Source organism: Achromobacter aloeverae (assembly GCF_004121055.1).
Lineage (GTDB): Bacteria > Pseudomonadota > Gammaproteobacteria > Burkholderiales > Burkholderiaceae_B > Bordetella_C > Bordetella_C aloeverae.
Window position 1 is genome coordinate 70,390 of record NZ_PYAL01000007.1, and the last position, 20,257, is coordinate 90,646.

Genomic DNA, 20,257 nt, shown 5'->3' on the forward strand with positions numbered 1-20,257 from the left:
CCGCGCAGCGGCGCGGCGTGGGGGCTTTTCCCCGATCAACTCACCGAATAGCCCCGGCCCGTCATGCAGGCGGACATGGCGCGGTTATACGAATCGACCTGGACGTTGTTGGAATACTGCGTCACCGCCGACGGGTTGAAACCGCTCTGGTTGACGGCCCAGTTCTGGCATTCGTAGCGATCGCGATTCTGCTGGGCCTGCGTCTGGCCCCGGCTCGGATAGGCGATCAGGTCGCCGGTCGAGCGGGCGGGCGCCGCATACTCGGTCTGGGCGACAGGCGGCGCCGCGTATACGGGGGGCGCGGCATACACGGGCGGCGCGGCATAGACAGGCGCCGCGTATGCGGGCGCGGCGTAGACGGGGGCCGGCGCCACGTAGGTCGGTTGATTGGCGGCGATCAGGGCGCCAGCGGCGACCAGGCCCAGGGCGCCGGCAACCCACCAGCCGTCGGAACTGCCGCCGTGGTAACCGTGATAACCGCCGTGGTGGTAGCCTCCCGCCATCGCCGGGCTGGTCGCCGACGCCAGCACCAGGGTAGCGGCGGCAAATGCGGAAAGAGTGAGCTTCTTCATGTTCGTACTCCGGACATCCTTCAAGCGGATGTACACGGCTTTACTTTACCCAGATACAGCCACCCCGAGTGCGAAAAAAAATGGAAGGTTGACGACGGACGTTTCAGTCCATTTCCCGGCTCGGAAAGATTTTTGCCGAAGGCGCGCAAGTATCGCATCTTGTAGCGCCAGCGGCCAAAAATTCAGCCTGCATTCAGCTTATTGCCGGCGCCCGAAGGCCGCGCTGGCACACGGGCCACGCGGCGCCTCGCATTGGCGCCCGCGCCGCGGGGACAGGCCATGCGGAGGGAGCGTCGCATCACGCCCGCAAATCGCGCAAGGTGCGCAGCAGCGTCTCGATCTCGGCTTCGGTATTGTAGAAATGCGGAGACACCCGCACATGGCCCTCGCGCGCGGCGGTGACCACGCCGGCGCGCAAGAGCGCCAGGCGGCATGCCGCGGCGTCGTGGCGCGGATGGCGAAACACGACGATGCCGGACTGGAAGTCGCGGCGGTCGGCCCCGCCCTGCACGTGGCAACCGGCCTCCAGCAGGCCGCGCGCCAGATGGTCCGCGTGGCGCCGCAAAGCGGCCTCCACCCGCGCCGGCCCGGCGGCGCGCAGCAGTGCCAGGCTGGCCCGAGCGCCCACGATGCCGTGGAAACCGAGAATGCCCGTCTCATAGCGCGCCGCGCCCGCGCGCGGCTCGTAGCGGTGATCGAAATACGAGTCGCGCGGCGTCAGGCTGCGCGGCCCGGCGGCGGACAGGGCCAGCCGTTGCGCCAGCCTTTCGCCGACGTAAAGCCATGCCACGCCCTGCGGCGAGAACATCCATTTGTACGCATGCACCACCAGCGCATCGATAGGCAGGTCGGCGACGTCCAGCTGCAAGGCGCCCACGCCCTGCACGCCGTCCACCACCAGCAGGATGTCCCGCTGGCGGCAGGCGGCGCCCAGGCGCGCCAGGTCAAGGCGGCAGCCGCTGCTGAACTGCACCCATGACACGCACATCACGCGCGTAGCGGCGTTGCACGCGGCCACAAGCGCCTCCACCTCGACGCGTCCGTCCACGCACGGGACCTCGCGCACCCGGACCCCGCGCTCCCGCAGCGTCATCCAGGGCAGCACCACGGAGGGAAAATCGATGGCCGGCACGACGACCTCGTCGCCGGGTTTCCAAGGCAGCCCCGCGGCGATCAGGCTGACGGCAGCCGACGCATTGGCCGCGTGCGCCACTTGCGCGGGGGGCGCGCCGATATACGCGGCGAACTCGACGCGCGCGGCGTCGGCGATGTCATGCAGGCCCGGATGCGCCAGCGAGCCGCGCCGGCCCTGCTCGGCCAGGCTGTCGGCCACCGCCTGCGCCGTAAGGCGCGGCGTGGGTCCGAGACTCGCATGGTCCAGGTAGGCCAGGTCCCCGGTGACGGGAAAATGCGCGCGCCAGGCCGGGCCATCCAGCGGCGCCGAGACGGGCGGAAAAGCCTCGGCGGGCGGCGCCGTGGGCAGGTCGACGGAGGCGAATGGGGCGACAGGCGGCGCGACAGACGGGGCGAGGATATCCGGCATGGCAATGGCGCGATGAGGCAGCATGGAGTGGCGGGGCGCGAGCGGACGGCGCGCGACGGACCACGGACCACCGTGGCAGCACGATGATAGCGCCGGCGGGGCACGCAACGGCGGGGCGGCGGTGCCGTGGAATTGCGGACAGCGCTCGCGTGACGGGTCCCCCGGGCTAAAGCTGCGCTGGCCTCATGGACGAAGGCGTATCCGGACGAACCGATACTGTGGACTTAAGCGACAATAGGCGATCGGCGGACGTCCGGCCCCGGCCATACCGGCCGGGGCCGCCGGCCTCCCTGGAGAAGAAATGGTTGCATCTCACGAAAACGTCAGCATGGCGCTGTTCTGCGATTTCGAGAACGTGGCGCTGGGCGTGCGCGACGCCAATTACGAAAAGCTCGATATCCGCCTGGTGCTGGAGAAGCTGCTGCTCAAGGGCAGCATCGTGATCAAGAAGGCCTATTGCGACTGGGATCGCTACAAGGGCTTCAAGGCCGCCATGCACGAGGCCAATTTCGAGCTGATCGAAATTCCCCATGTGCGCCAGTCCGGCAAGAATTCCGCCGACATACGCCTGGTGGTCGACGCGCTGGACCTTTGCTACACCAAGTCCCACCTGGACACATTCGTGATCATCAGCGGCGACTCCGACTTTTCGCCCCTGGTCTCCAAGCTGCGCGAGAACGCCAAATACGTCATCGGCGTGGGGGTGAAGCAATCCACGTCCGACCTGCTGATCGCCAATTGCGACGAATTCATTTTCTATGACGACCTGGTCCGCGAGACCCAGCGCTCGGCGGCGCGCCGCGACGCGCGCGACAATGGCGCCAGCCGCCGGTCGCCCGAGGACGAGCGGCGCCGCAAGGAAGAGATGGATGGCCGCCGCAGCACGGCCATCGAACTGGCGGTGGAGACCTTCGACGCGTTGGTGGCCGAACGAGGCGACAGCGGCAAGATATGGGCGTCCGCGCTGAAGGACGCCATCAAGCGCCGCAAGCCGGATTTCAACGAGTCCTACTACGGCTTCCGGGCGTTCGGCAACCTGCTGGAGGAAGCCCGCGCGCGCGGCCTGCTGGAGATCGGTCGCGACGAAAAATCGGGCACCTTCGTATACCGCGGCGCGGGGGCGGCCGACGCCGCGGGCGCGGGGGAATCCGACACCCAGGCGGCGCGCAACGAGGGGCGCAATGAAGGGCGCCAGGATGGTCGTAGCGAAGGTCGCGGCGAAGGACGCGGCCAGGACGGACGAAGGAAGGGGCGGGAACGCGGCGCGGGCAATGGTCGGCGCGATGACGCGCGCAATGACATGCACAACGAACGCAGGGACGCCGATCGTGCGCAAGGTGGCGCGGAACCGGAAGACGAGTCCGAAGGCCGGCCCGGCGCCAGCGCAGGCCGGTCACGGCCACGGCCGCAGCCACAGCCGCAGCCACCCACGAGCGATACCGAGATCGCCGCGCTGGAAGCGCCCTTCCTGCCGACCGGCGCTCCCGCCGACACCGGCTTGATGGATGATCCCACCCCTGCCGTGCAGGATGCCGGCGCCAAGCCGGCCCGCAAGCGCCATCCCGTGCCGGCACGCACAGCCAAGGCCGCCGCGAAAAAAGCCGCGCAGGATGCGGCGCGACAGCCGGAAGCGCCGGAGTCATCCGCAACGGCCGACCTGTTCACGCCCGCGCCGATCGTGGACGAGGCGGCGGCGAACGAAAGCGCCGGCAATGCAGCGGCGGTAGAGACGGCAATGCGGCGCACGGAAGCCGAGGCAGCCACGCCGGAAGCGGCCGTCAAGACCGGGGCCAGCCGACGCGGCGCGGGCCGGCGCACAACGGCCGCGAAGAAAAGCGCCGGACGTGACGCCGCCACGGCTGAGCCGACGGATGCCACACAGGATGCGCCGTTGGATACCGCGGCCGCCGAGGCCCCCGCCGCCAAGCGCGCACCCCGCAAGACCACGACACGCGCCCGCCGGCCCCGCAAGGACGACGCCGCCTAGCGCCAGCGGGGTTGACATGAATCGCACGGTGCAGATGAGGGGCGTGGCCGCGAAGGCGCGCCGTCGACAGCGGACGGACGGCGCGGCCCGACCGCCTTGCCCGCCGGCGCGGAAGGCAGGCCACGAACCTGCGGTCGCGCGGCAGTTGGTGCAACTCCTTGCGGGTGAGCGACCACAGGCTGGCCGGCCGAGGCCCGCGGCGCCCACCAGTGCCCCCCCGCATCCGGGCGCGCTCCGCCTCTCCCGTCCATGACGAAAACGATGAAGAGAACGTCCGGCCTGTTGATCCTCCTGCTGATGCTGGGCGGGGGATGGCTGGAAATCTCCTGGTACATCGGCAAGCGCGCGCAGCGTGCCAGCCAGCAATGGGTCGAAGACGCCGACCGGCGCCTGCACGCGGCCGTGCCCGGCATTCCGTTGTCGATCGAGCCCGTCAGCTACGAACGTGGCCTGCTCTCCTCGCACGCCCGCTATGCGTTGCGATTGCGGCTACCAGAGGTCACGGACGTGCCCGCGCCGCCCAGCAGCGGCCAGGACCTGGCGTGGGCGAGCGTCGATATCAACCATGGCCCCTATCCCCTGCGCCCGGCGAATTCGCTGGACGGCAAACCCGGGGCGCGAGGCGGCGCGCTGTTTGCCTCGTCCCGCGTGGTCATCGAGATCAAGGGCGCGCCCGCGCTGGCCGCCGCCCTCGATATCCCCCAGCCCATGCCCCTGGCCACCATCGACGCGCGTGTCGACTACGCCGGCGGCGCCACCGTGCAATGGCGCATGCCGCCCTGGCGCTCGGGCACGCAAGGTCCTTACGTCAACTGGCACGGCGCGACCGGCCAGGGCCGCCTGGAGCCGGACGGCGCGATGCACATGACAGCGCGGGCGGAGGGGCTGACGGCGGGCACATCGACCACGGTCGCTGAAAACGCGGCGACCGAAAGCACAGCCGCCGAAAGCACAGCCACCGAAGGCACAGCCACCGAAGGCACGGCCACCGAAAGCACGGCCACCGAAGGCACGGCCACCGCGACCTCCGCCCTCACGGGGCTGACGCTGAAGCTGGAACTGGCCGCCGGCGACTTCGTCCTCCGACCGGGCACGGTCGACATAGAGATAGCCCGCTGGCGCGACACCTTCCTGGACGACGAAGGCAAGGCCCAGTCATGGGAAGCGCGAGACCTGCATTGGCATAGCGAGGTCACACAGGACAGCGGCGGACAGGACCTGCGCGCCGCCTACCGGCTGGGCGCGCTGCGCATCGGCGCGCGGGCGTTGGGACAGGGCTCGGGCCGCCTGGCGCTGACCCACCTGGACGGCGACGCCCTGACGCGCGCGTGGGACAACGCACGCCTGCTTGCCAGCGCGCTGGTGCTGGGCCAGGTCGCGCCCGACGCGGTGAGCGAGGCCGTCACGAATCTCTCGCGGGCGGCCTTGGCGCTGCTGGATCACCAACCGCGCCTGGCGCTGGAGGCCGTGACGTGGCAGCCGCCGCACGGCGACCAGGCCACGCTGGACATGGCCCTGCGGATGGGCCCTGCGCCGGACCACGCGTTGAACATCAGTCCCTTGTGGGCAGTGCTAGACAGGATGCGCGACTTCGAGTTCAAGGCCCACGTTCCGGGCGCCCTGCTGGGCGATTTGCCGGGCCTGCGCGCGCCCTTGCTGGAGACCGGCTTCTTCGCCGATGACGGCACGGGCCTGGCGGCCGCCCTCCATGCCGCCGAGGATCGCGCAACCATCAATGGCGTGGAAATGCCCACCACACAATGGCTGGCGCGCTATGCCGGCACTCGGCCGGCCCCGGGCCCCCTGCCGCAATCGCCGGCCATGCCGACCATGCCGGCCCGCCCCTGACGCCCGCCCAGTTCCCCTACCCAGCTCCCCTACCCAGTTCCCCTACTCAGTTCCCCCGCCCAGTCCCCCCACCAGGTCCCGTTCGCAACCCATATCTTCCCCGTGCCCGGTCCGGCCCGGTCCGCCGTCCACTGCCGCCATCCCGACCCGGCCCGCCAGCCGCCACCGCGGCCGGCTCAGCGGGCCGCATGGGTCGCATGGGCTGCATCGGTCGCACGGGCCGCGCGGGCCAATAGCTGCTCGCGTTCGCGTGCATTGTCCGTCAAGGCGGCGGCCCGTTCGAAGGCCAGGCGCGCTTCGGATTCCCGCCCCAGCTTCCCGAGCAGGTCGCCGCGCACCGCGTGCAGCCAGGGATAGCCGTCCAGGGCGCCGGCCACGGCCTCCACCTCGCTCAGCGCAAGCGCCGGCCCTTGCAGCATGCCCAGCGCCACCGCGCGATTGAGCCGCACGACCGGCCCCGGCGCGACACGGCCCAGCACGTCATACCATCCCACGATCGCGGCCCAGTCCGTGTCGGCGGCCCGCCGCGCCCGCGCATGGCAGGCCGCCAGGGCCGCCTGGATGGCATACGGTCCCAGGCTGTCGCGCGACGCCGCGAGCGTCAGCGCGCGGTCCAGCGCATCGAGCCCGCGCGCGATGGCGGCGTCGTCCCAGCGCGTACGGTCCTGGTCCGCCAGCAGGACCACCCCGCCGCGCGCATCCACCCGCGCCGCCAGCCGCGAAGCTTGCAGCTCCATCAACGCCAGCAGGCCGAATGTTTCGCTGTCGTCCGGCGCCAGGCGCGCCAGCAGGCGGCCCACGCGCAAGGCCTCTTCACAGAGGGCGGGACGAGCCCAGTCCTCTCCCGCCGTCGCTGCATAGCCTTCATTGAAGATCAGGTAGATCACCTCCAGCACCGCATCCAGGCGCTGCGCGCGTTCGGCCGCGCACGGGACCTCGAAAGGCAGCTTCGCCTCGGCCAGGTTGCGCTTGGCGCGCACGATGCGCTGCGCGATGGTCGCTTCCGAGGCAAGGAAGGCGCGCGCGATTTCCGCCGTGCTCAAGCCGCCGACCAGGCGCAGCGTCAAGGTCACCCGCACGTCGCGCGACAGGACCGGATGGCAGGCGACGAACATGAGGCGCAGCACGTCGTCACCGATCTCGTCCTGCCGGGCGGCGTCGAGCGCCGCCACGAAATCGGGCTCGACGGCCGCGCCCAAGGCATCGAGGTCGGCGCCTATCTGTTCCTGCTTGCGTGCGTGCAGCGCATCCTGCCGCAAGCGGTCCAGCGCGCGATTCTTGGCAGCGGTCATCAGCCAGGCTCCCGGATTGTCGGGCACGCCCTGGCGCGGCCAATGCTCCAGGGCCGCCACCAGCGCATCCTGCGCCAGGTCCTCGGCCAGGCTGACGTCGCGCACCATGCGCGCCACGCCGGCGATGACCTTGGCGGCCTCGTCACGCCAGGCGGCCTCGATGGCGGCGGCGACGTGCACCGTGGACACGGCGGGCCTCATCGCCCGGCCCATCCGTGCGTGTGGCGCGCAGGCTCGCCCGCCTTGACCGGGCGCCCATGGCAACGACGAACGGACGCGGCCGATTTCGACAAGGCGGGGCCGCGCGCCGGCGATCGCGCACCCGGCCGGGCGCCGGGCATGCCGCTACCGCTATTCATAGCAAGGCGCGACCCGTCGCACCTCCACCGTGCTCCATTCGGCGGCCGGGCATTGCGCGGCGATCCGCAGCGCCTCCTCACGCGACTCGCAGTCCAGCAGGAAGAAACCGCCGACCATTTCCTTGGCTTCCGTGAACGGCCCGTCGATCAGCCGGCTGCGCCCTTCGCGCACCTGCACGCGCACGCCTTCCGTATCGGTGGCCAGGGATTCGCAAGCCAGCAGCTTGCCCTGCGCCTGCAGGCCCCCGGCGAATTCGACCATGCGGGCATAGACTGCGCGTCCCTCCTCGGGACTGCGGGCGGCGCGCTGGCCGGGGGGTTCGACGATGAGCAAGAGATAGCCAGCCATGGGGGCCTCCTGGGGCGTGCGCGCAGGCTCCGACCCCGCGCGCTTCCCGCAGTCTAAACGACCATGCCGCCGATCATGCCGTGTTTCCTGGCGCAAATGCGCGGCGCCGCCTGGCCGTGGCGCCGCCGTCCGCGAAACCTGCTCAGTGCGCCAGTCGCGCCGGCTCGCCGGCGCCGTTCATCCGCGTAAGGTCGTCGGTGACGCCTCCCAGCGTGCTCGACTGGGCCAGCGACACATCCACCACCTCGGCCATGATCTCGGTCACGCGCCGCGACGATGCGACGATATCGTCCATGGTGGCGCCGGCCGACTGCACCAGCGACGCGCCGCGCTCGATCTGCTCCACCGACGCCGTGATCAGGCCCTTGATTTCCTTGGCCGCCGCCGCGCTGTTCTGCGCCAGGCTGCGCACCTCCGCCGCCACTACCGCGAACCCCTTGCCATGGCCGCCGGCGCGCGCCGCCTCGACGGCGGCGTTCAGCGCGAGGATGTTGGTCTGGAACGCGATGCCGTCCATCACGCCGATGATGTCCGAAATCCGGCGCGAGCTCTCCGAGATCGCGCCCATGGTGGATACCACGTCCTTGACGGTGCGCCCGCCCGCCTCGGCCACCTGGCAGGCCGCCTGCGCCAGTTCGTTGGCCTGCGACGCGCGTCCCGCATTGTCCGACAAGCCTTGCACGGCGATGCGCAGCTTCTGCGCCGCGGTCACGCGACGGGTGATGTCGGTGGCGTACTTGACCACCTTGAACGGGCGCCCCTCGGCATCGAAGATGGGGTTGTAGCTGGCTTCTATCCATACCTCGCGCCCGCCCTTGCCGATGCGCCGATACTGGCCCGCGTCGTAGCTGCCGCCGGCCAGGCGTCGCCAGAACTCGGCATAGGCCGGCGTCTTGCGCTCGTCCGGCGATATGAACATGGAATGATGGCGCCCGATGATCTCCGCCTCGTCATAGCCCATGGTGCCGAGAAACAGGGCATTGGCGCCCAGGATGGTGCCGTCGAGCTGGAATTCGGCAATCGCCTGCACCTTGCTGATGGCCGCCAGCTGCCCGGCGCTGTCGTCGCTGCGGCGCTGCTCTTCCGTCACGTCGGTGGCGTACTTGACCACCTTCACGGGCACGCCGTCGGGCGACAGGATGGGGTTGTAGCTGGCCTGCAGCCAGACCTCGTGGCCGTCGCGCCGGATGCGCCGGTACCGCCCGCTGTCGTACCTGCCTGACGCCAGCTTCTGCCAGAACCGCGCATATTCCGGGGTATCGTGCTCGGCCGGATCGACAAACATGCGGTGATGCTTGCCGACTACCTCCTCCAGCGTGTACCCGAAGGTCTCCAGGAATTTGTCGTTCGCCATCTGCACATAGCCGTCAAGATCGAATTCGATTACGGCCTGGGTCTTGTTGATGGCGGCGACCCTTCCTGCCAGATCGGCCTTGGTATACGGATTTTTTCCTGCGGACCGACGGTTCCAGGCAAAAAGTCTCATCACGACATTCCTCCCACGCGTGCTTGGGTGATGCTGCGGACAGGACAAACAAAAAATGCTCATCTGTACTGAACTGAAAAGCTTTGAATCCCCAAAGAAACAAATAGTCGTTTTGCGTAAGATAATGCTTCCATGAGGGTGTGCGGTCAAGCAAAAAACAATGCTTTTCTGGCTTATTTCGTGCAATCCACCCTTTTGCGGCTGCCGTTCCCCTGAATGGGGCGGAAGAGCCGCCCTTAGCGGCGGTATTTCCCCGATTAACGCTGCGACGGCAGGGTTAACCTAAGCCCGGATCCGTCGCCGCGATGCGGCGGATCCACCATGGCGCCGTTCTCTCAAACAGTACTTTGTCGACATTCTGGACATTGCTCGGATAGCGGCTTTCCCTTTCACGCTGGCCGGCCCCAGGAGCCCCGTCGATGCAAGCCCTGCCCTCCCGTCCCTCCTTACGCTCGTCCCGCCATTCCTTGCGCCGCCGGCTGGCGCCCATGCTGCTGGCCCTGCTGGCGCTGGCCCATGGCGGCGGCGCGATCGCGCAGAACATCGCGGCGTTGCGCCAGCAATCCATCACGAGCAACACGCAGCAGTGCCAGGCGCTGCTCAAGCAAACGCCCCGGCTGGATCCCTACGCGCCCAGGGACAACAACATGCAGGCCACGTATTGCGGCTGCGTGGCGCGCGCCTACACCGCCGCCATGCCGGACACGTTGCTGATCGCGCTGGCCAACGGCAAGCTGCAGGACAAGCCGGGCGATGCGGCGGCCCGCGCGCGCGCCGCTGCCGTCCATCTGGATGCCGCGCGCCGGCAGTGCGCGGCCAAGCCATAGCGCATGGCGGCCACCGCCGTGCTCAGGCGCCCTGCTTGAGCCGGTCGAGGAACCAGCGTCCCGCCGGTCCCGGCGGCGTTTCCTTGCGGTAGACCCCGTGCATGGACAGGCGCGACAGCGACGGCGGCAGGCTGCCCAGGTCCAGGCGCACCAGTTCGCCGCTGGCCAGGTCGGCCTGCACCATGGGCGCGGGCATGTGGCCCCAGCCGAAACCGGCGCGCAGGAAGGCGTGCTTGGCGCCCAGGTCGGCCAGGCGCCAGACCTGGGGCGACAGCACGCCATAGGTCTGGCCTTCGCTCAACGAGGAGCGATCCGTCAGGATCAATTGCACGTGCTGCTCCACGTCGGCCGCGCTGACCGGCCCGGGCAGCGCGGCCAGCGGATGCCCCGGCGCCACCACGGTCACCAGCGGAACATCCAGCAGGTATTCGGAATCCAGGCTGGGCGGCACCACGGGCAGGGTACCCATGACAGCCAGCCGGCAGGTCCCGTCCATGACCGGTTTCACGACGGCGCCCAGGGCCTCCACGTAGAGGCGCAGGGGCGTGTGCGGAAAGGCCTCGCGGAAGGAGCCCACCGCGACGGTGAGGGTCGCCATCGGGTACATCACGTCCACGCTCACCGACAGCTCCGGCTCCAGCCCTTCCGCGATGGCGCGCGCCCTGGACTTGAAGCCCTCGACACCGCGCACCACCCCGCAGGCCTCGCCCAGCAGGGCGCTGCCGGCCTCGGTCAGGCGCGGATAGCGCCCCGAACGGTCGAACAGCACGACGCCCAACTGGCCCTCCAGGTTGGCCAGCGTCTGGCTGACCACCGATTGCGCGCGCCGCAGCTTACGGCCGGCGGCCGAAAAACTGCCTTCCTCGGCGGCGGCCAGGAAGGTTCGTAGCTGGTCCAGGGAAACGCCATCCAGCATCTATCGCTCCTTTCGATGGATTCCATCGAAATATATAGGCTTCTCCTGGAGAACGGCTAGCCCTACGCTTACGCCATCGTTGTTCAACCGACACCCGGGCGCCACGCCCATCCCCGCGCGCCGTGCCAGGCGCCACGCAAAGGAGTTCCCCGACATGGCCAAGGTCCTCGTTCTGTACTACTCGTCCTACGGACATATCGAAAAGATGGCCGAAGCGGTCGCCGAAGGCGCTCGCGGCGCCGGCGCGCAGGTCGACATCAAGCGGGTGCCGGAAACCGTGCCGGAGGAAATCGCCCGTGGCGCGCATTTCAAGCTGGAGCAGGCGGCGCCCGTGGCCGCCGTGGCCGACCTGGAAAACTACGACGCCATCATCATCGGCACGGGTACGCGCTTTGGCCGCATCTCGTCGCAGATGGCGTCCTTCCTGGACCAGGCCGGCGGCCTGTGGATGCGCGGCGCGCTCAATGGCAAGGTGGGCTCCGCCTTTGTGTCGACGGCCTCGCAGCACGGCGGCCAGGAGACCACGCTGTTCTCCCTCATCACCAACCTGCTGCACTTCGGCATGACCATCGTCGGCCTGCCGTACAGCTTCCAGGGCCAGTTGACCCTGAACGAAGTCACGGGCGGCTCGCCCTACGGCGCGACCACCCTGGCCGGCGGCGACGGCTCGCGCCAGCCCAGCGCGAACGAACTGGACGGCGCGCGCTTCCAGGGCGCCCTCGTCGCCCAAACCGCCGCCAAGCTGTTCGGCTAAGGCCCCGCTGCTCCCCGAGCAGGGGCACAGCGGAGCCGGCTCCGCCGGTCCGCCAGTGCCGCCCCTTGAGGGGGGCGCGCACAGCGCGCTGGGGTGGGCCTACCCTGCCGGTCCGCCAGTGCCGCCCCTTGAGGGGGGCGCGCACAGCGCGCTGGGGTGGGCCTACCCCTCCAGCAGTTTGACCAGGGTGTGCAGCAGGCTGTTGACCGGCGTCGCGATGCCGTGGGCTTGCCCACGGCGCGCGACGTAGCCATTGAGATAGTCGATTTCGGTCGGCTTGCCGCGCATCATGTCCTGCGCGGTCGACGAATACTGCCCCGCCATCGACTTCGCGATCTGCTCGATCGCGGCCCAGCTGTCGCCGGGCACTGTCACGCCATCGGCTCGCGCCACCGCCAGGCACTCCTCCATCACCGCCCGCATGGCGTCGTTCACGCCAGGCCCCTGCACCAGGACCCCATACGGCAGGCGAGCAATCGCCGACAAGGCGTTGTACGCGCAATTCACCAACAGCTTGGCCCATAGCGCGCCCATCACGTTGTCGGACACTCGGGTCGGCACCTGGGCGGCTTCCAGCATCTCGGCAATCCCGGCGCTGCCCGGCGATTCCCCGATCACCAGCTCGCCCCGCCCATGATGCTTCACATGGCCGGGTCCCGCCATCTCCGTGGCCACGTACACCACCGCCGGCACGACGGTTTGCGGCAGCACCGCGCGCAAGCGCTCGGCGTTGTCCACGCCATTCTGCAGGCTTAGCACGACGGCGTCGGGCGCGAGTTGCGGCAGCAGGGCACGCCCCGCGGACGCCGTGTCCGCCGACTTCACGCAGAACAGCACCAGGTCGGCGCCGCGCGCGCCCTCGGGATCCGTCGTGGCGACCACCGGCACGTGCTCCTTGAACGTCCGCGCCTCCAGGAAGAGGCCCTGCCGCCGCATGGCCTCGACGTGCGCCGGCCGGCCGATCAAGGTCACCGCGTGGCCGGCGCGCGCAAGCATCCCGCCGTAATAACATCCCACGGCGCCGGCCCCCATCACTGCTATCTTCATGCTGGTCTCCCCAGATATCGCCCAGGCCCGCGGCGCCCCCGAAGGGCTCGCGGCCTGTCCAGGTGCGATCATAGGCGACGGTCCATGCTATTAGAATGGACCGGACCCTACCGACCCATCCCTGGAGCCATATTGCCCATCGACCCTCGCCGGACATCCCTGCGCCGCATGAAGAACCTGGCCCTGGCCTCGCTGGCCGTTACCCTGGCCGGGTTCGCGCTGAGCATCGCGATGGGCGCGCAAGGCGCATGGTCCTGGGTGCGCGCGTTCTGCGAGGCCGCCACCGTAGGGGCGCTGGCCGATTGGTTCGCGGTGGTGGCGCTGTTCCGCCGGCCCCTGGGCCTGCCCATTCCGCATACCGCCATCATCCCCGCCAACAAGGCGCGCATCGGCGACAGCCTCGCGGTATTCGTGCGCGACCACTTCCTCGACCCCACCACGCTGCTGGAAAAAATCCGCGTCTTCGACCCCGCCGCCCGCCTGGGGCAATGGCTGGCCGACCCACGCCAGGCGCGCGTGGTGGCCGGGTCGGCGCGGACGTGGGCCGTGCATGCCCTGAACCTGCTGGACGAACAGGCGGTGCACGGCGCCATCCAGGCCTTCGTGGTACGCAAGCTGCGCGAATGGAACGCCGCCGCCACACTGGGCGAGGTCCTCACGGTCCTCAGCCGCGACGGCCGCCATCATGTGCTGCTGGACGAGGCGCTGGAGCGCCTGGGCGCCTATCTGCACGAGGAACAGGTGCAGGAACGCGCGGCGGCCCTGATGGTCAAGTACGCCCGCAAGGAATGGCCGCGCATCGCCAAGGCCGTCAACCTGGTGAAATCGGTCGACGATATCGCGGACACCCTGGCCGACCGGCTCGCGCGGGCCGTGCTGGACGAATTGCACGATGTGCTGGCGCAGCCCGACCATCCGCTGCGGCGCGACTACGAAGCCTGGGTCGGCGCCTACGTGCGGCGCCTGCGCGACGATCCGGACCTGCAGGCGCGCGTCGACGACTTCAAGCAGCGCATCATCGACCACCCGCAATTGCAGGAATACGTGCGCGGCGTCTGGCGTGAGATCCACGACAGCCTCAAGCGCGACCTGTTCAGCGAGGACTCGGTGCTGGCGCGCCACCTGGAGCAGACCTTGATGGCGCTGGGCCGCAACCTGGGCGAGGACCCCGAACTGCGTCGCGCCATCAACCAGCATGTGCTCTCCGGCGCGGAGCGGCTGGCGTCGACGCTGCGCAGGGGGGTCACCGACCATATTGCGCAGACTGTGAAAGGATGGGACGAACGCCACCTGGTCGACGAACTGGAGTTGAGCATGGGCCGCGACCTGCAGTACATCCGTTTCAACGGCATGATCGTGGGGGGCGTGATCGGCTTGCTGCTGCATGCGGGCGTGATACTCGCGGGCCGGTGAATCGCCAAGATGTATCAAGATCTGCCAGCCGCGGCGCCGCTCCTCGCACGACCTCGGGCGCGAACACAGGACGGGCCCGCGATGCGCAACGGGTGTACGTCCTCTTCGTGCCAGGCCGGCCGAAGACTGTAGTAACAACCTGAAACCTCACCGTCCCGGCATTCGTTTCTTCACGTAACTCCGATTGGTACGATCGGGCGGCCTGGGGAAAACGAGAGAGGAATCGCCATGTCCGCTTCGACGTGGACCATCGTCGCGGCCGCCGTCGTGGCGGTCGTGCTGCTTTACATCGTGGCCACCTACAACGCGCTGGTGCGCCTGCGCAATATGACGCGCGAAGCCTGGAGCGGAATCTCCGTGCAGTTGCGCCGCCGCACGGACCTGGTCCCCAACCTGGTCGAAACCGTCAAGGCCTACGCCGCGCACGAGAAAGGCATATTCGAGGACATCGCCACGCGGCGGGCCACCAGCATCGCCGCCGGCAGCGTAGCGGAACAGGCGCGCGCCGAACAGGCCCTGGGCATGGCGCTGGGCCGCCTGATGGCCGTGGCCGAGGCCTATCCCGACCTCAAGGCGGACGCCAACTTCCGCAACCTGCAGGACAGCCTCGCCGAAATCGAGGACCAGCTTCAGATGGCCCGCCGCTACTACAACGGCGCCGCGCGGGAGCAGAACATCCGCGTCGAATCCTTCCCCGCCAACATGGTGGCGCGCGGCTTCGGCTTCGCCCGGGAACCCTACTTCGAACTGGACAATCCGGCCGACGCCGCGGTGCCTCATGTCGCGTTCTGACGATCGCCGCCGCCTGTCCGCCCTGCGCCGTCCGCTGCAACACGTCGCCCGCCATGCGCGGCCCCTGACCGCGGCGACGGGCGTGGAAACGCCCCGCCGGCGCCGCCTGCTGCCCTGGATGGAACGGCGCGACCCCGCGGCCGAGGACACGCGGCGCGGCGTCCCCATGCCGCTGCGCGTGGTGCTGGGCATCATCGCCAGCGTGGTTGCCACCGTCATGGCCGTGCTGCTGCTGGCCACGCCAGCCAACGCGCAGTCCACCAGTGATCCAGGGGAGATGGCGACGCGCGCCTATCCAGGCCGCGAGTTCATCATCGCGTTCGAATCGGACATCGACGTACAGCGCGATGGCGATCTGCTGGTCACCGAGCGTATCGCGGTCAACGCGCTGGGCAGGGAGATCAAGCGCGGCGTCGTGCGCGATTTCCCCACGCTCTATCGCTCCCGGGACGGGCTGAACGTGAGGGTCGGCTTCGACGTGCTGGGGGTGGACCGCGACGGCAAGCCGGAACCCTATGCGCTGGAAAAACAATCCAACGGCGTACGCATCCGCATCGGAGACCCCGACCGGTGGCTGGCGCCAGGCACGCACGTCTACGAGATACGCTATCGCACCACGCGCCAGCTCGGCTTCTACCAGGACCACGACGAGCTGTACTGGAACGTCACCGGCAACGGCTGGACCATGCCCATCGCCCACGCGGTCGCCCGCATCCATTTGCCGGAGGATGCGCCTGTCCTGAGAACCGCGTTCTATACCGGGCCGCAAGGCGCCACGGACAAGAATGCGCGGGTGGTGGAGAGCAAGCCTGGCGAGGTCACTTTCGAGAATACCGTCCCGTTGCGCATGCGGGAAGGGCTGACGATAGCGGTGTCCTGGCCCAAGGGTATCGTGCAGGCGCCGTCGCGCCTGCAAGGCATCTACTACCAGTTGCGCGACAACCTGGCGGCGCTGGTGGCCGTGGCCGGTTTCATCTTGCTGGCGGCGTATTACATCGTGGTCCATGGGCGCACGCGCCGCCGCGCGCACGCCCCCGCCCATATCGTGCCGCTGTACGAGCCGCCCGAAGGCATGTCGGCGCCGGCCGTGCGCTACATGGCGCGCAAGGGCAATGACGAGCGGGGCTTTGTCATCGGCGTCATCGAGTTGATCGCCCTGCGCGCCTTGCGCATCGACCGCGACGACGGCAAGCGGGGCACGGGCAGGGAAACGCGTTTCGTGCTGCTGCAGCCCGATGCCCAGGGCCAGCGCGGCATGGCGCGCGACACCCTGCTCGGCACCCTGCTGCACAAGATGTTCGGGGCGCACACCAGCTTTTACCGCAGCAGCGCCGGATCGGCCCGCCTGCGCGATGCGCGCGCCACCCTGTCCAGCTCGCTGGACAACCTGTATTCGGGCTACATCGCCGATCACGGCAAGCGCGCCCGTCGCGGTCTCTGGCTTTGGCTGCTGTATCTGGCCGCCTGCATCTACACCCTGGTCCTGCAAGGCGGCGAGGTAGGCGGGACCCTGGCGTCCCTGCCCTTCCTGGCGGTGGGACTGGGCGTGCTGGCCATCACCTGGGCCATGGTCCGCTCGAACTTTTCCTGGGGACCGGTGGTGTTCTGCCTGCTGTTCGGCGTGCCCTTCCTGCTGGGCGGCATCGGCGTGCTGGCGGCCGACAACGCTGTCACGCCCGTGCGCGCCCTGTCGGCGCTGCTGCCGGCGTTGATGCTGCCCGTGGTGGTGCGCGCCTTCCGTTTCCTGCGTGGCTACACGGAAGAAGGCCACGAGATCATGGACCGCATCGCCGGCTTCAAGCAGTACCTGACGCTGGCCGAAGGCCCACGCCTGGAAGCGCTGGCGACCGTCGACGAAAAGCTGCGCCTGTACGAACGCTACCTGCCCTACGCCGTGGCGCTGGACGTGGGCAAGCGCTGGGCGGCTGCCTTCGCTGGGCTGGCGGCCACGGTGGCCGGCGCGGCGGCGGTGCAGGCGATGCAGGACATGTACGGCGGCCATGACTTCTACCGGGACGCCCCGGGACGGGCACTTTCCGGCATCGGCAGCGATGTGACGCCGCCGCCGATCTCGTCCTCGTCCGGATCGCCCGGAACCAGCGGCAGCTGGTCCGGCAGCAGCGACTCCTCTTCGAGCGGATCATTCGACAGCGGCTCGTCCGGGGACGGCGGCGGAGGCGGCGGCGGGTCGGGGTGGTGAGATGCGGGGCGGCGCTGCTGTTATGCGCAAGAAGGCTTGAACTGTATCTGTCCTGATGAGCGGACCTGGCGCAACATGGTCGGATTTACTTACCGGGTGGCGACCCATTTCCGCCGCCGTCCGGACTGGGACCGGGAGTCTTCATGTTGCGCCGCTATGTCACCGTCGATGTTTTCACCAACCGGATCTTCGCCGGCAACCCGGTGGCGGTCGTGCTCGATGCGCAAGGCTTGTCCACGCGCCAGATGCAAGCCCTGGCCACCGAATTCGGCTATTCCGAGACCACCTTCGTCCTGCCGCCCGCGGACCCCGGCCATACCGCCCAGGTCCGCATCTTCACGCCCGACCGCGAAATCCCGTTCGCCGGCCACCCCAACCTGGGCACGGCCTACGCCCTCGCCGACGACATGACGGCACGCGGCATCCCGGTGCCGGACATCTTCACGTTCGAGGAAATCGCCGGCAAGGTGCCCATCGAGCTCTGGCGCCAGGATGGCCGCGTGGTGGGCGCCGAGTTGCGCGCTCCGGAACCGCTGTCCTGCCGGGCCCAGGTGCGCGCCGCGCAAGCGGCCGCCTGCCTGTCATTGAAGGAGCCCGACATACGCATCGACGCGCATGCGCCCCGGGTGGTCTCGGTGGGCCTGCCCTTCCTGGTGGTGCAGCTCGCGTCGCGCGACGCATTGGCGCGCATCCAGCCGGACCGCGCGGCGTATTCGCGCGTCCTGCCGCTGGACGGCGCCCATTCCATCTACGCGTATGCACTGGATGGCGCGCGCGGCGCGCCGGACGTCCATGCCCGCATGTTCACCGGCCGCATGACCGAGGACCCGGCCACGGGCAGCGCCACGGGCGCCATGGCCTGCCTGCTGGCGCGCCTGCGGGGGCTCGAAGACCTGGACCTGCTGGTGGCCCAGGGCGATGACGTGCGTCGCCCCAGCCGCCTGCACGTCCGGGCCCGCGCCCAGGATGGCGCCTGGCACGCCCATGTGGGCGGGCATTGCGTGTCCGCCTTGAATGGCACGCTGGCGCTGGATGGCGAAATCGACCAGGCGCCGTTGGCCATGGCCTGAGGGGTTCCGCCCCCACGCCGCGCGGCTGGCGCCGCCTGCTGCCCCAACAACGCGTTTGCCCTGGTCCGGCTGAGCCACCTCATCCTGGTCTGTTTATAATTGAGGATCATTCTTATTCTCAATTCCAGGATACGGCAGGCCTGTTTTGGAACCCGACGAATCCATCCCTCTCTCCTCCGGCGCCCTCGCCAACGCCGGCCCCATGGCCGTGGCGTCCTTGTACCGGGAGCATCACGGCTGGCTCTTGAACCTGCTACGCCGCAAGCTCCACGGACACCACGCCGACGCGCTGGACCTGGTGCAGGACACGTTCGAACGCCTGCTGCGCCAGCCCCGCTGGATCCGGCCGGAACGCCCGCGCGGCTACCTGAGCGCCATCGCGACGCGGCTGCTCATCGACCGCCACCGTCGTCGCGAACTGGAGCAGGCCTACCTGCAAAGCCTGGCCCTGCAACCCGAGGCCACGGCCCCCGCGCCGGAATCCGTGCTGCAAGTCATCGAACAACTCGCCCAGGTCTGCCGCATCCTTGACCGCATGCCGGCGCGGATGAACCGCATCTTCCTGCTTGCGCGCATCGACGGCCTGCCTTACGCGGATATCGCCCAGGCGCTGAACGTCAGCGTGAACGTGGTACAGAAAGACCTGGTCCAGGCCTGGCAGCGGCTCTATCTTGCCTTCGATGCCTGAGCGTTCCGTCGCCCCACCGGCCAGCGCACGGCGGCGCGCCATCGCCGAGGCCGCCGAATGGCTGGTCCGCCTGCAAGCCGGGGCCGATGCCGCGACCTTGGAAGCCTGGCGGCGCTGGCACGACGCGGATGCCGAACATGCCGCCGTCTGGCGCCGCTACGGCGAGTTGCAACGCATGCTGCCGCCGGCCGCGCAGGGCGCATCGCCTTGCGCCATCTCGCCCGGGGCGCGGGCGCTGAAAGCGGTGGCCGGCCGCCGCGGGCGGCGCCAGGCCATCAAGCTGCTATGCGGCGGCGCGATCGCCGCGACATCCGGCGCCGTGGCCTGGCGCCTGGCGGCCAGCCATGGCTGGCTGGCCCGGACGCGCACCGCGGCGGGCGAACAGCGCGCGCTGACGCTCGCCGACGGCACCCGCCTGCTGCTGAATACGCGCACCGCGATAGACATCCAGGAAAACCACCCCGCCGGCGCGGACGCCCCCCGCATCGAGGTCATGCTGCACGCAGGCGAAATGCTGGTGGACAACCGCCAGGGCGGCGACGGCGCCGGCCTGCGGCTGCACACCCGGCATGGCTACGTCGATCCCTACAGCGCGCGCCTGCTGCTGCGCCAATTGCCGGAATGCTCGCCGCCGGAGACCTTCGCGGCCGTACAGGAAGGCACGGCGCGCGTGGTCGCGGGCGGACGCCTCGATGCCGCGCTGCAAGCCGGCGAAGCGCGCCGCTTCGACGCCGCGGGCTTCCAGCCGCCGCAAGCGTGGCAAGAGCGCGACCTGGCATGGACCCAGGGCGTGTTGATCGCCGACGGCATGCGGCTGGACGACCTGCTCACGCAGCTCGCCCGCTACCGGCGCGGCTTCCTGGACTGCGACGAAGCCGTGGCAGCGCGCCGCGTGACCGGGACCTTTCGCATCCACGACATCGACCGCGTGCTGGAGGCGCTGGCCCAGCACCTGGGCTTGCGGCTGCAATACCGGACGCGCTACTGGGCGATGTTGCGGGCCTGATGGACAGGGCCGCGCTGGCCGATAGTGCTGCCGATGCGCCCGATCGAAGTGAAACGACTTGCAACTTCCAGGCAGATTCCCGCGAGTCCTTCGTCATGACCGGATGTA

The 20,257-nt window shown here is 69.3% G+C and carries 17 protein-coding genes; 10 read left to right on the plus strand and 7 right to left on the minus strand.

Annotated features, from left to right (window positions below; all coding sequences use genetic code 11):
- Positions 1-35: 35 nt before the first annotated feature.
- The gene (locus tag C7R54_RS21765) at positions 36-572 is read right to left on the minus strand and encodes a hypothetical protein (RefSeq protein ID WP_129152541.1); all 537 of its coding nucleotides are present in this window, start codon (positions 570-572) and stop codon (positions 36-38) included.
- Positions 573-870: 298 nt separating this feature from the next.
- Positions 871-2,139, minus strand: coding sequence for an aminotransferase class V-fold PLP-dependent enzyme (locus C7R54_RS21770; protein ID WP_129152542.1), 1,269 nt, complete (start codon positions 2,137-2,139; stop codon positions 871-873).
- Between the two features lie 277 nt (positions 2,140-2,416).
- Between C7R54_RS21770 and C7R54_RS21775 the strand changes: the two genes are divergently transcribed.
- On the plus strand, positions 2,417-4,102 hold the full coding sequence (locus C7R54_RS21775; RefSeq protein ID WP_129152543.1) for an NYN domain-containing protein: 1,686 nt from the start codon (positions 2,417-2,419) through the stop codon (positions 4,100-4,102).
- A gap of 261 nt (positions 4,103-4,363) precedes the next feature.
- Positions 4,364-5,950, plus strand: a complete 1,587-nt coding sequence (locus C7R54_RS21780; protein WP_158021256.1) for a YdgA family protein — start codon at positions 4,364-4,366, stop codon at positions 5,948-5,950.
- A gap of 176 nt (positions 5,951-6,126) precedes the next feature.
- On the opposite strand, the gene C7R54_RS21785 is transcribed toward C7R54_RS21780, so the two are convergent.
- From C7R54_RS21785 to C7R54_RS21795, 3 genes are all read right to left on the minus strand, one after another.
- On the minus strand, positions 6,127-7,443 hold the full coding sequence (locus C7R54_RS21785) for an RNA polymerase sigma factor (protein WP_129152545.1): 1,317 nt from the start codon (positions 7,441-7,443) through the stop codon (positions 6,127-6,129).
- Positions 7,444-7,593: 150 nt separating this feature from the next.
- A complete protein-coding gene (locus C7R54_RS21790; protein WP_129152546.1) occupies positions 7,594-7,950 on the minus strand; it encodes a YciI family protein in 357 nt (118 codons plus the stop codon).
- A gap of 142 nt (positions 7,951-8,092) precedes the next feature.
- A complete protein-coding gene (locus C7R54_RS21795) occupies positions 8,093-9,436 on the minus strand; it encodes a methyl-accepting chemotaxis protein (RefSeq protein ID WP_129152547.1) in 1,344 nt (447 codons plus the stop codon).
- A gap of 419 nt (positions 9,437-9,855) precedes the next feature.
- Here C7R54_RS21795 and C7R54_RS21800 point away from each other — a divergent pair, with 419 nt between their 5' ends.
- Positions 9,856-10,263: a hypothetical protein gene (locus tag C7R54_RS21800; RefSeq protein ID WP_129152548.1), complete on the plus strand. Its 408-nt coding sequence runs from the start codon at positions 9,856-9,858 to the stop codon at positions 10,261-10,263.
- A 22-nt stretch (positions 10,264-10,285) separates the two neighbouring features.
- Here the strand turns inward: C7R54_RS21800 and C7R54_RS21805 are convergent, their stop codons facing one another.
- Entirely contained in the window at positions 10,286-11,179 is an 894-nt protein-coding gene (locus C7R54_RS21805) for a LysR family transcriptional regulator (protein WP_129152549.1), read from the minus strand.
- Positions 11,180-11,333: 154 nt separating this feature from the next.
- Between C7R54_RS21805 and wrbA the strand changes: the two genes are divergently transcribed.
- Positions 11,334-11,933, plus strand: a complete 600-nt coding sequence (gene wrbA, locus C7R54_RS21810) for an NAD(P)H:quinone oxidoreductase (protein ID WP_129152550.1) — start codon at positions 11,334-11,336, stop codon at positions 11,931-11,933.
- 162 nt (positions 11,934-12,095) lie between these two features.
- Here wrbA and C7R54_RS21815 read toward each other — a convergent pair whose 3' ends face one another.
- A complete protein-coding gene (locus C7R54_RS21815) occupies positions 12,096-12,980 on the minus strand; it encodes a ketopantoate reductase family protein (protein WP_129152551.1) in 885 nt (294 codons plus the stop codon).
- Between the two features lie 168 nt (positions 12,981-13,148).
- Between C7R54_RS21815 and C7R54_RS21820 the strand changes: the two genes are divergently transcribed.
- The 6 genes from C7R54_RS21820 (at position 13,149) to C7R54_RS21845 (ending at position 20,149) form a co-directional block, all read left to right on the plus strand.
- On the plus strand, positions 13,149-14,393 hold the full coding sequence (locus C7R54_RS21820) for a DUF445 domain-containing protein (RefSeq protein ID WP_240039678.1): 1,245 nt from the start codon (positions 13,149-13,151) through the stop codon (positions 14,391-14,393).
- A 228-nt stretch (positions 14,394-14,621) separates the two neighbouring features.
- Entirely contained in the window at positions 14,622-15,185 is a 564-nt protein-coding gene (locus tag C7R54_RS21825) for a LemA family protein (protein ID WP_129152553.1), read from the plus strand.
- Positions 15,172-17,385, plus strand: a complete 2,214-nt coding sequence (locus C7R54_RS21830; protein WP_129152554.1) for a DUF2207 domain-containing protein — start codon at positions 15,172-15,174, stop codon at positions 17,383-17,385. Before C7R54_RS21825 ends, C7R54_RS21830 begins: the two co-directional genes overlap by 14 nt.
- Positions 17,386-17,528: 143 nt before the next feature.
- On the plus strand, positions 17,529-18,455 hold the full coding sequence (locus tag C7R54_RS21835; protein WP_129152555.1) for a PhzF family phenazine biosynthesis protein: 927 nt from the start codon (positions 17,529-17,531) through the stop codon (positions 18,453-18,455).
- Positions 18,456-18,600: 145 nt separating this feature from the next.
- Complete coding sequence (locus tag C7R54_RS21840) at positions 18,601-19,143, plus strand: sigma-70 family RNA polymerase sigma factor (protein WP_240039653.1); 543 nt, start codon at positions 18,601-18,603, stop codon at positions 19,141-19,143.
- On the plus strand, positions 19,136-20,149 hold the full coding sequence (locus tag C7R54_RS21845; RefSeq protein ID WP_129152556.1) for a FecR domain-containing protein: 1,014 nt from the start codon (positions 19,136-19,138) through the stop codon (positions 20,147-20,149). Before C7R54_RS21840 ends, C7R54_RS21845 begins: the two co-directional genes overlap by 8 nt.
- The last annotated feature ends 108 nt before the right edge of the window (positions 20,150-20,257 follow it).

Bases quoted from the DNA above. Each gene is read 5' to 3' on its own strand.
- C7R54_RS21845 (WP_129152556.1), top strand. From the start codon at position 19,136: ATGCCTGAGCGTTCCGTCGCCCCACCGGCCAGCGCACGGCGGCGCGCC.
- C7R54_RS21820 (WP_240039678.1), top strand. From the start codon at position 13,149: ATGAAGAACCTGGCCCTGGCCTCGCTGGCCGTTACCCTGGCCGGGTTC.
- C7R54_RS21765 (WP_129152541.1), bottom strand. From the start codon at position 572: ATGAAGAAGCTCACTCTTTCCGCATTTGCCGCCGCTACCCTGGTGCTG.
- C7R54_RS21770 (WP_129152542.1), bottom strand. From the start codon at position 2,139: ATGCTGCCTCATCGCGCCATTGCCATGCCGGATATCCTCGCCCCGTCT.
- C7R54_RS21775 (WP_129152543.1), top strand. From the start codon at position 2,417: ATGGTTGCATCTCACGAAAACGTCAGCATGGCGCTGTTCTGCGATTTC.
- C7R54_RS21785 (WP_129152545.1), bottom strand. From the start codon at position 7,443: ATGAGGCCCGCCGTGTCCACGGTGCACGTCGCCGCCGCCATCGAGGCC.
- C7R54_RS21815 (WP_129152551.1), bottom strand. From the start codon at position 12,980: ATGAAGATAGCAGTGATGGGGGCCGGCGCCGTGGGATGTTATTACGGC.
- C7R54_RS21790 (WP_129152546.1), bottom strand. From the start codon at position 7,950: ATGGCTGGCTATCTCTTGCTCATCGTCGAACCCCCCGGCCAGCGCGCC.
- C7R54_RS21830 (WP_129152554.1), top strand. From the start codon at position 15,172: ATGTCGCGTTCTGACGATCGCCGCCGCCTGTCCGCCCTGCGCCGTCCG.
- C7R54_RS21835 (WP_129152555.1), top strand. From the start codon at position 17,529: ATGTTGCGCCGCTATGTCACCGTCGATGTTTTCACCAACCGGATCTTC.
- wrbA (WP_129152550.1), top strand. From the start codon at position 11,334: ATGGCCAAGGTCCTCGTTCTGTACTACTCGTCCTACGGACATATCGAA.
- C7R54_RS21795 (WP_129152547.1), bottom strand. From the start codon at position 9,436: ATGAGACTTTTTGCCTGGAACCGTCGGTCCGCAGGAAAAAATCCGTAT.
- C7R54_RS21780 (WP_158021256.1), top strand. From the start codon at position 4,364: ATGAAGAGAACGTCCGGCCTGTTGATCCTCCTGCTGATGCTGGGCGGG.
- C7R54_RS21825 (WP_129152553.1), top strand. From the start codon at position 14,622: ATGTCCGCTTCGACGTGGACCATCGTCGCGGCCGCCGTCGTGGCGGTC.
- C7R54_RS21800 (WP_129152548.1), top strand. From the start codon at position 9,856: ATGCAAGCCCTGCCCTCCCGTCCCTCCTTACGCTCGTCCCGCCATTCC.
- C7R54_RS21805 (WP_129152549.1), bottom strand. From the start codon at position 11,179: ATGCTGGATGGCGTTTCCCTGGACCAGCTACGAACCTTCCTGGCCGCC.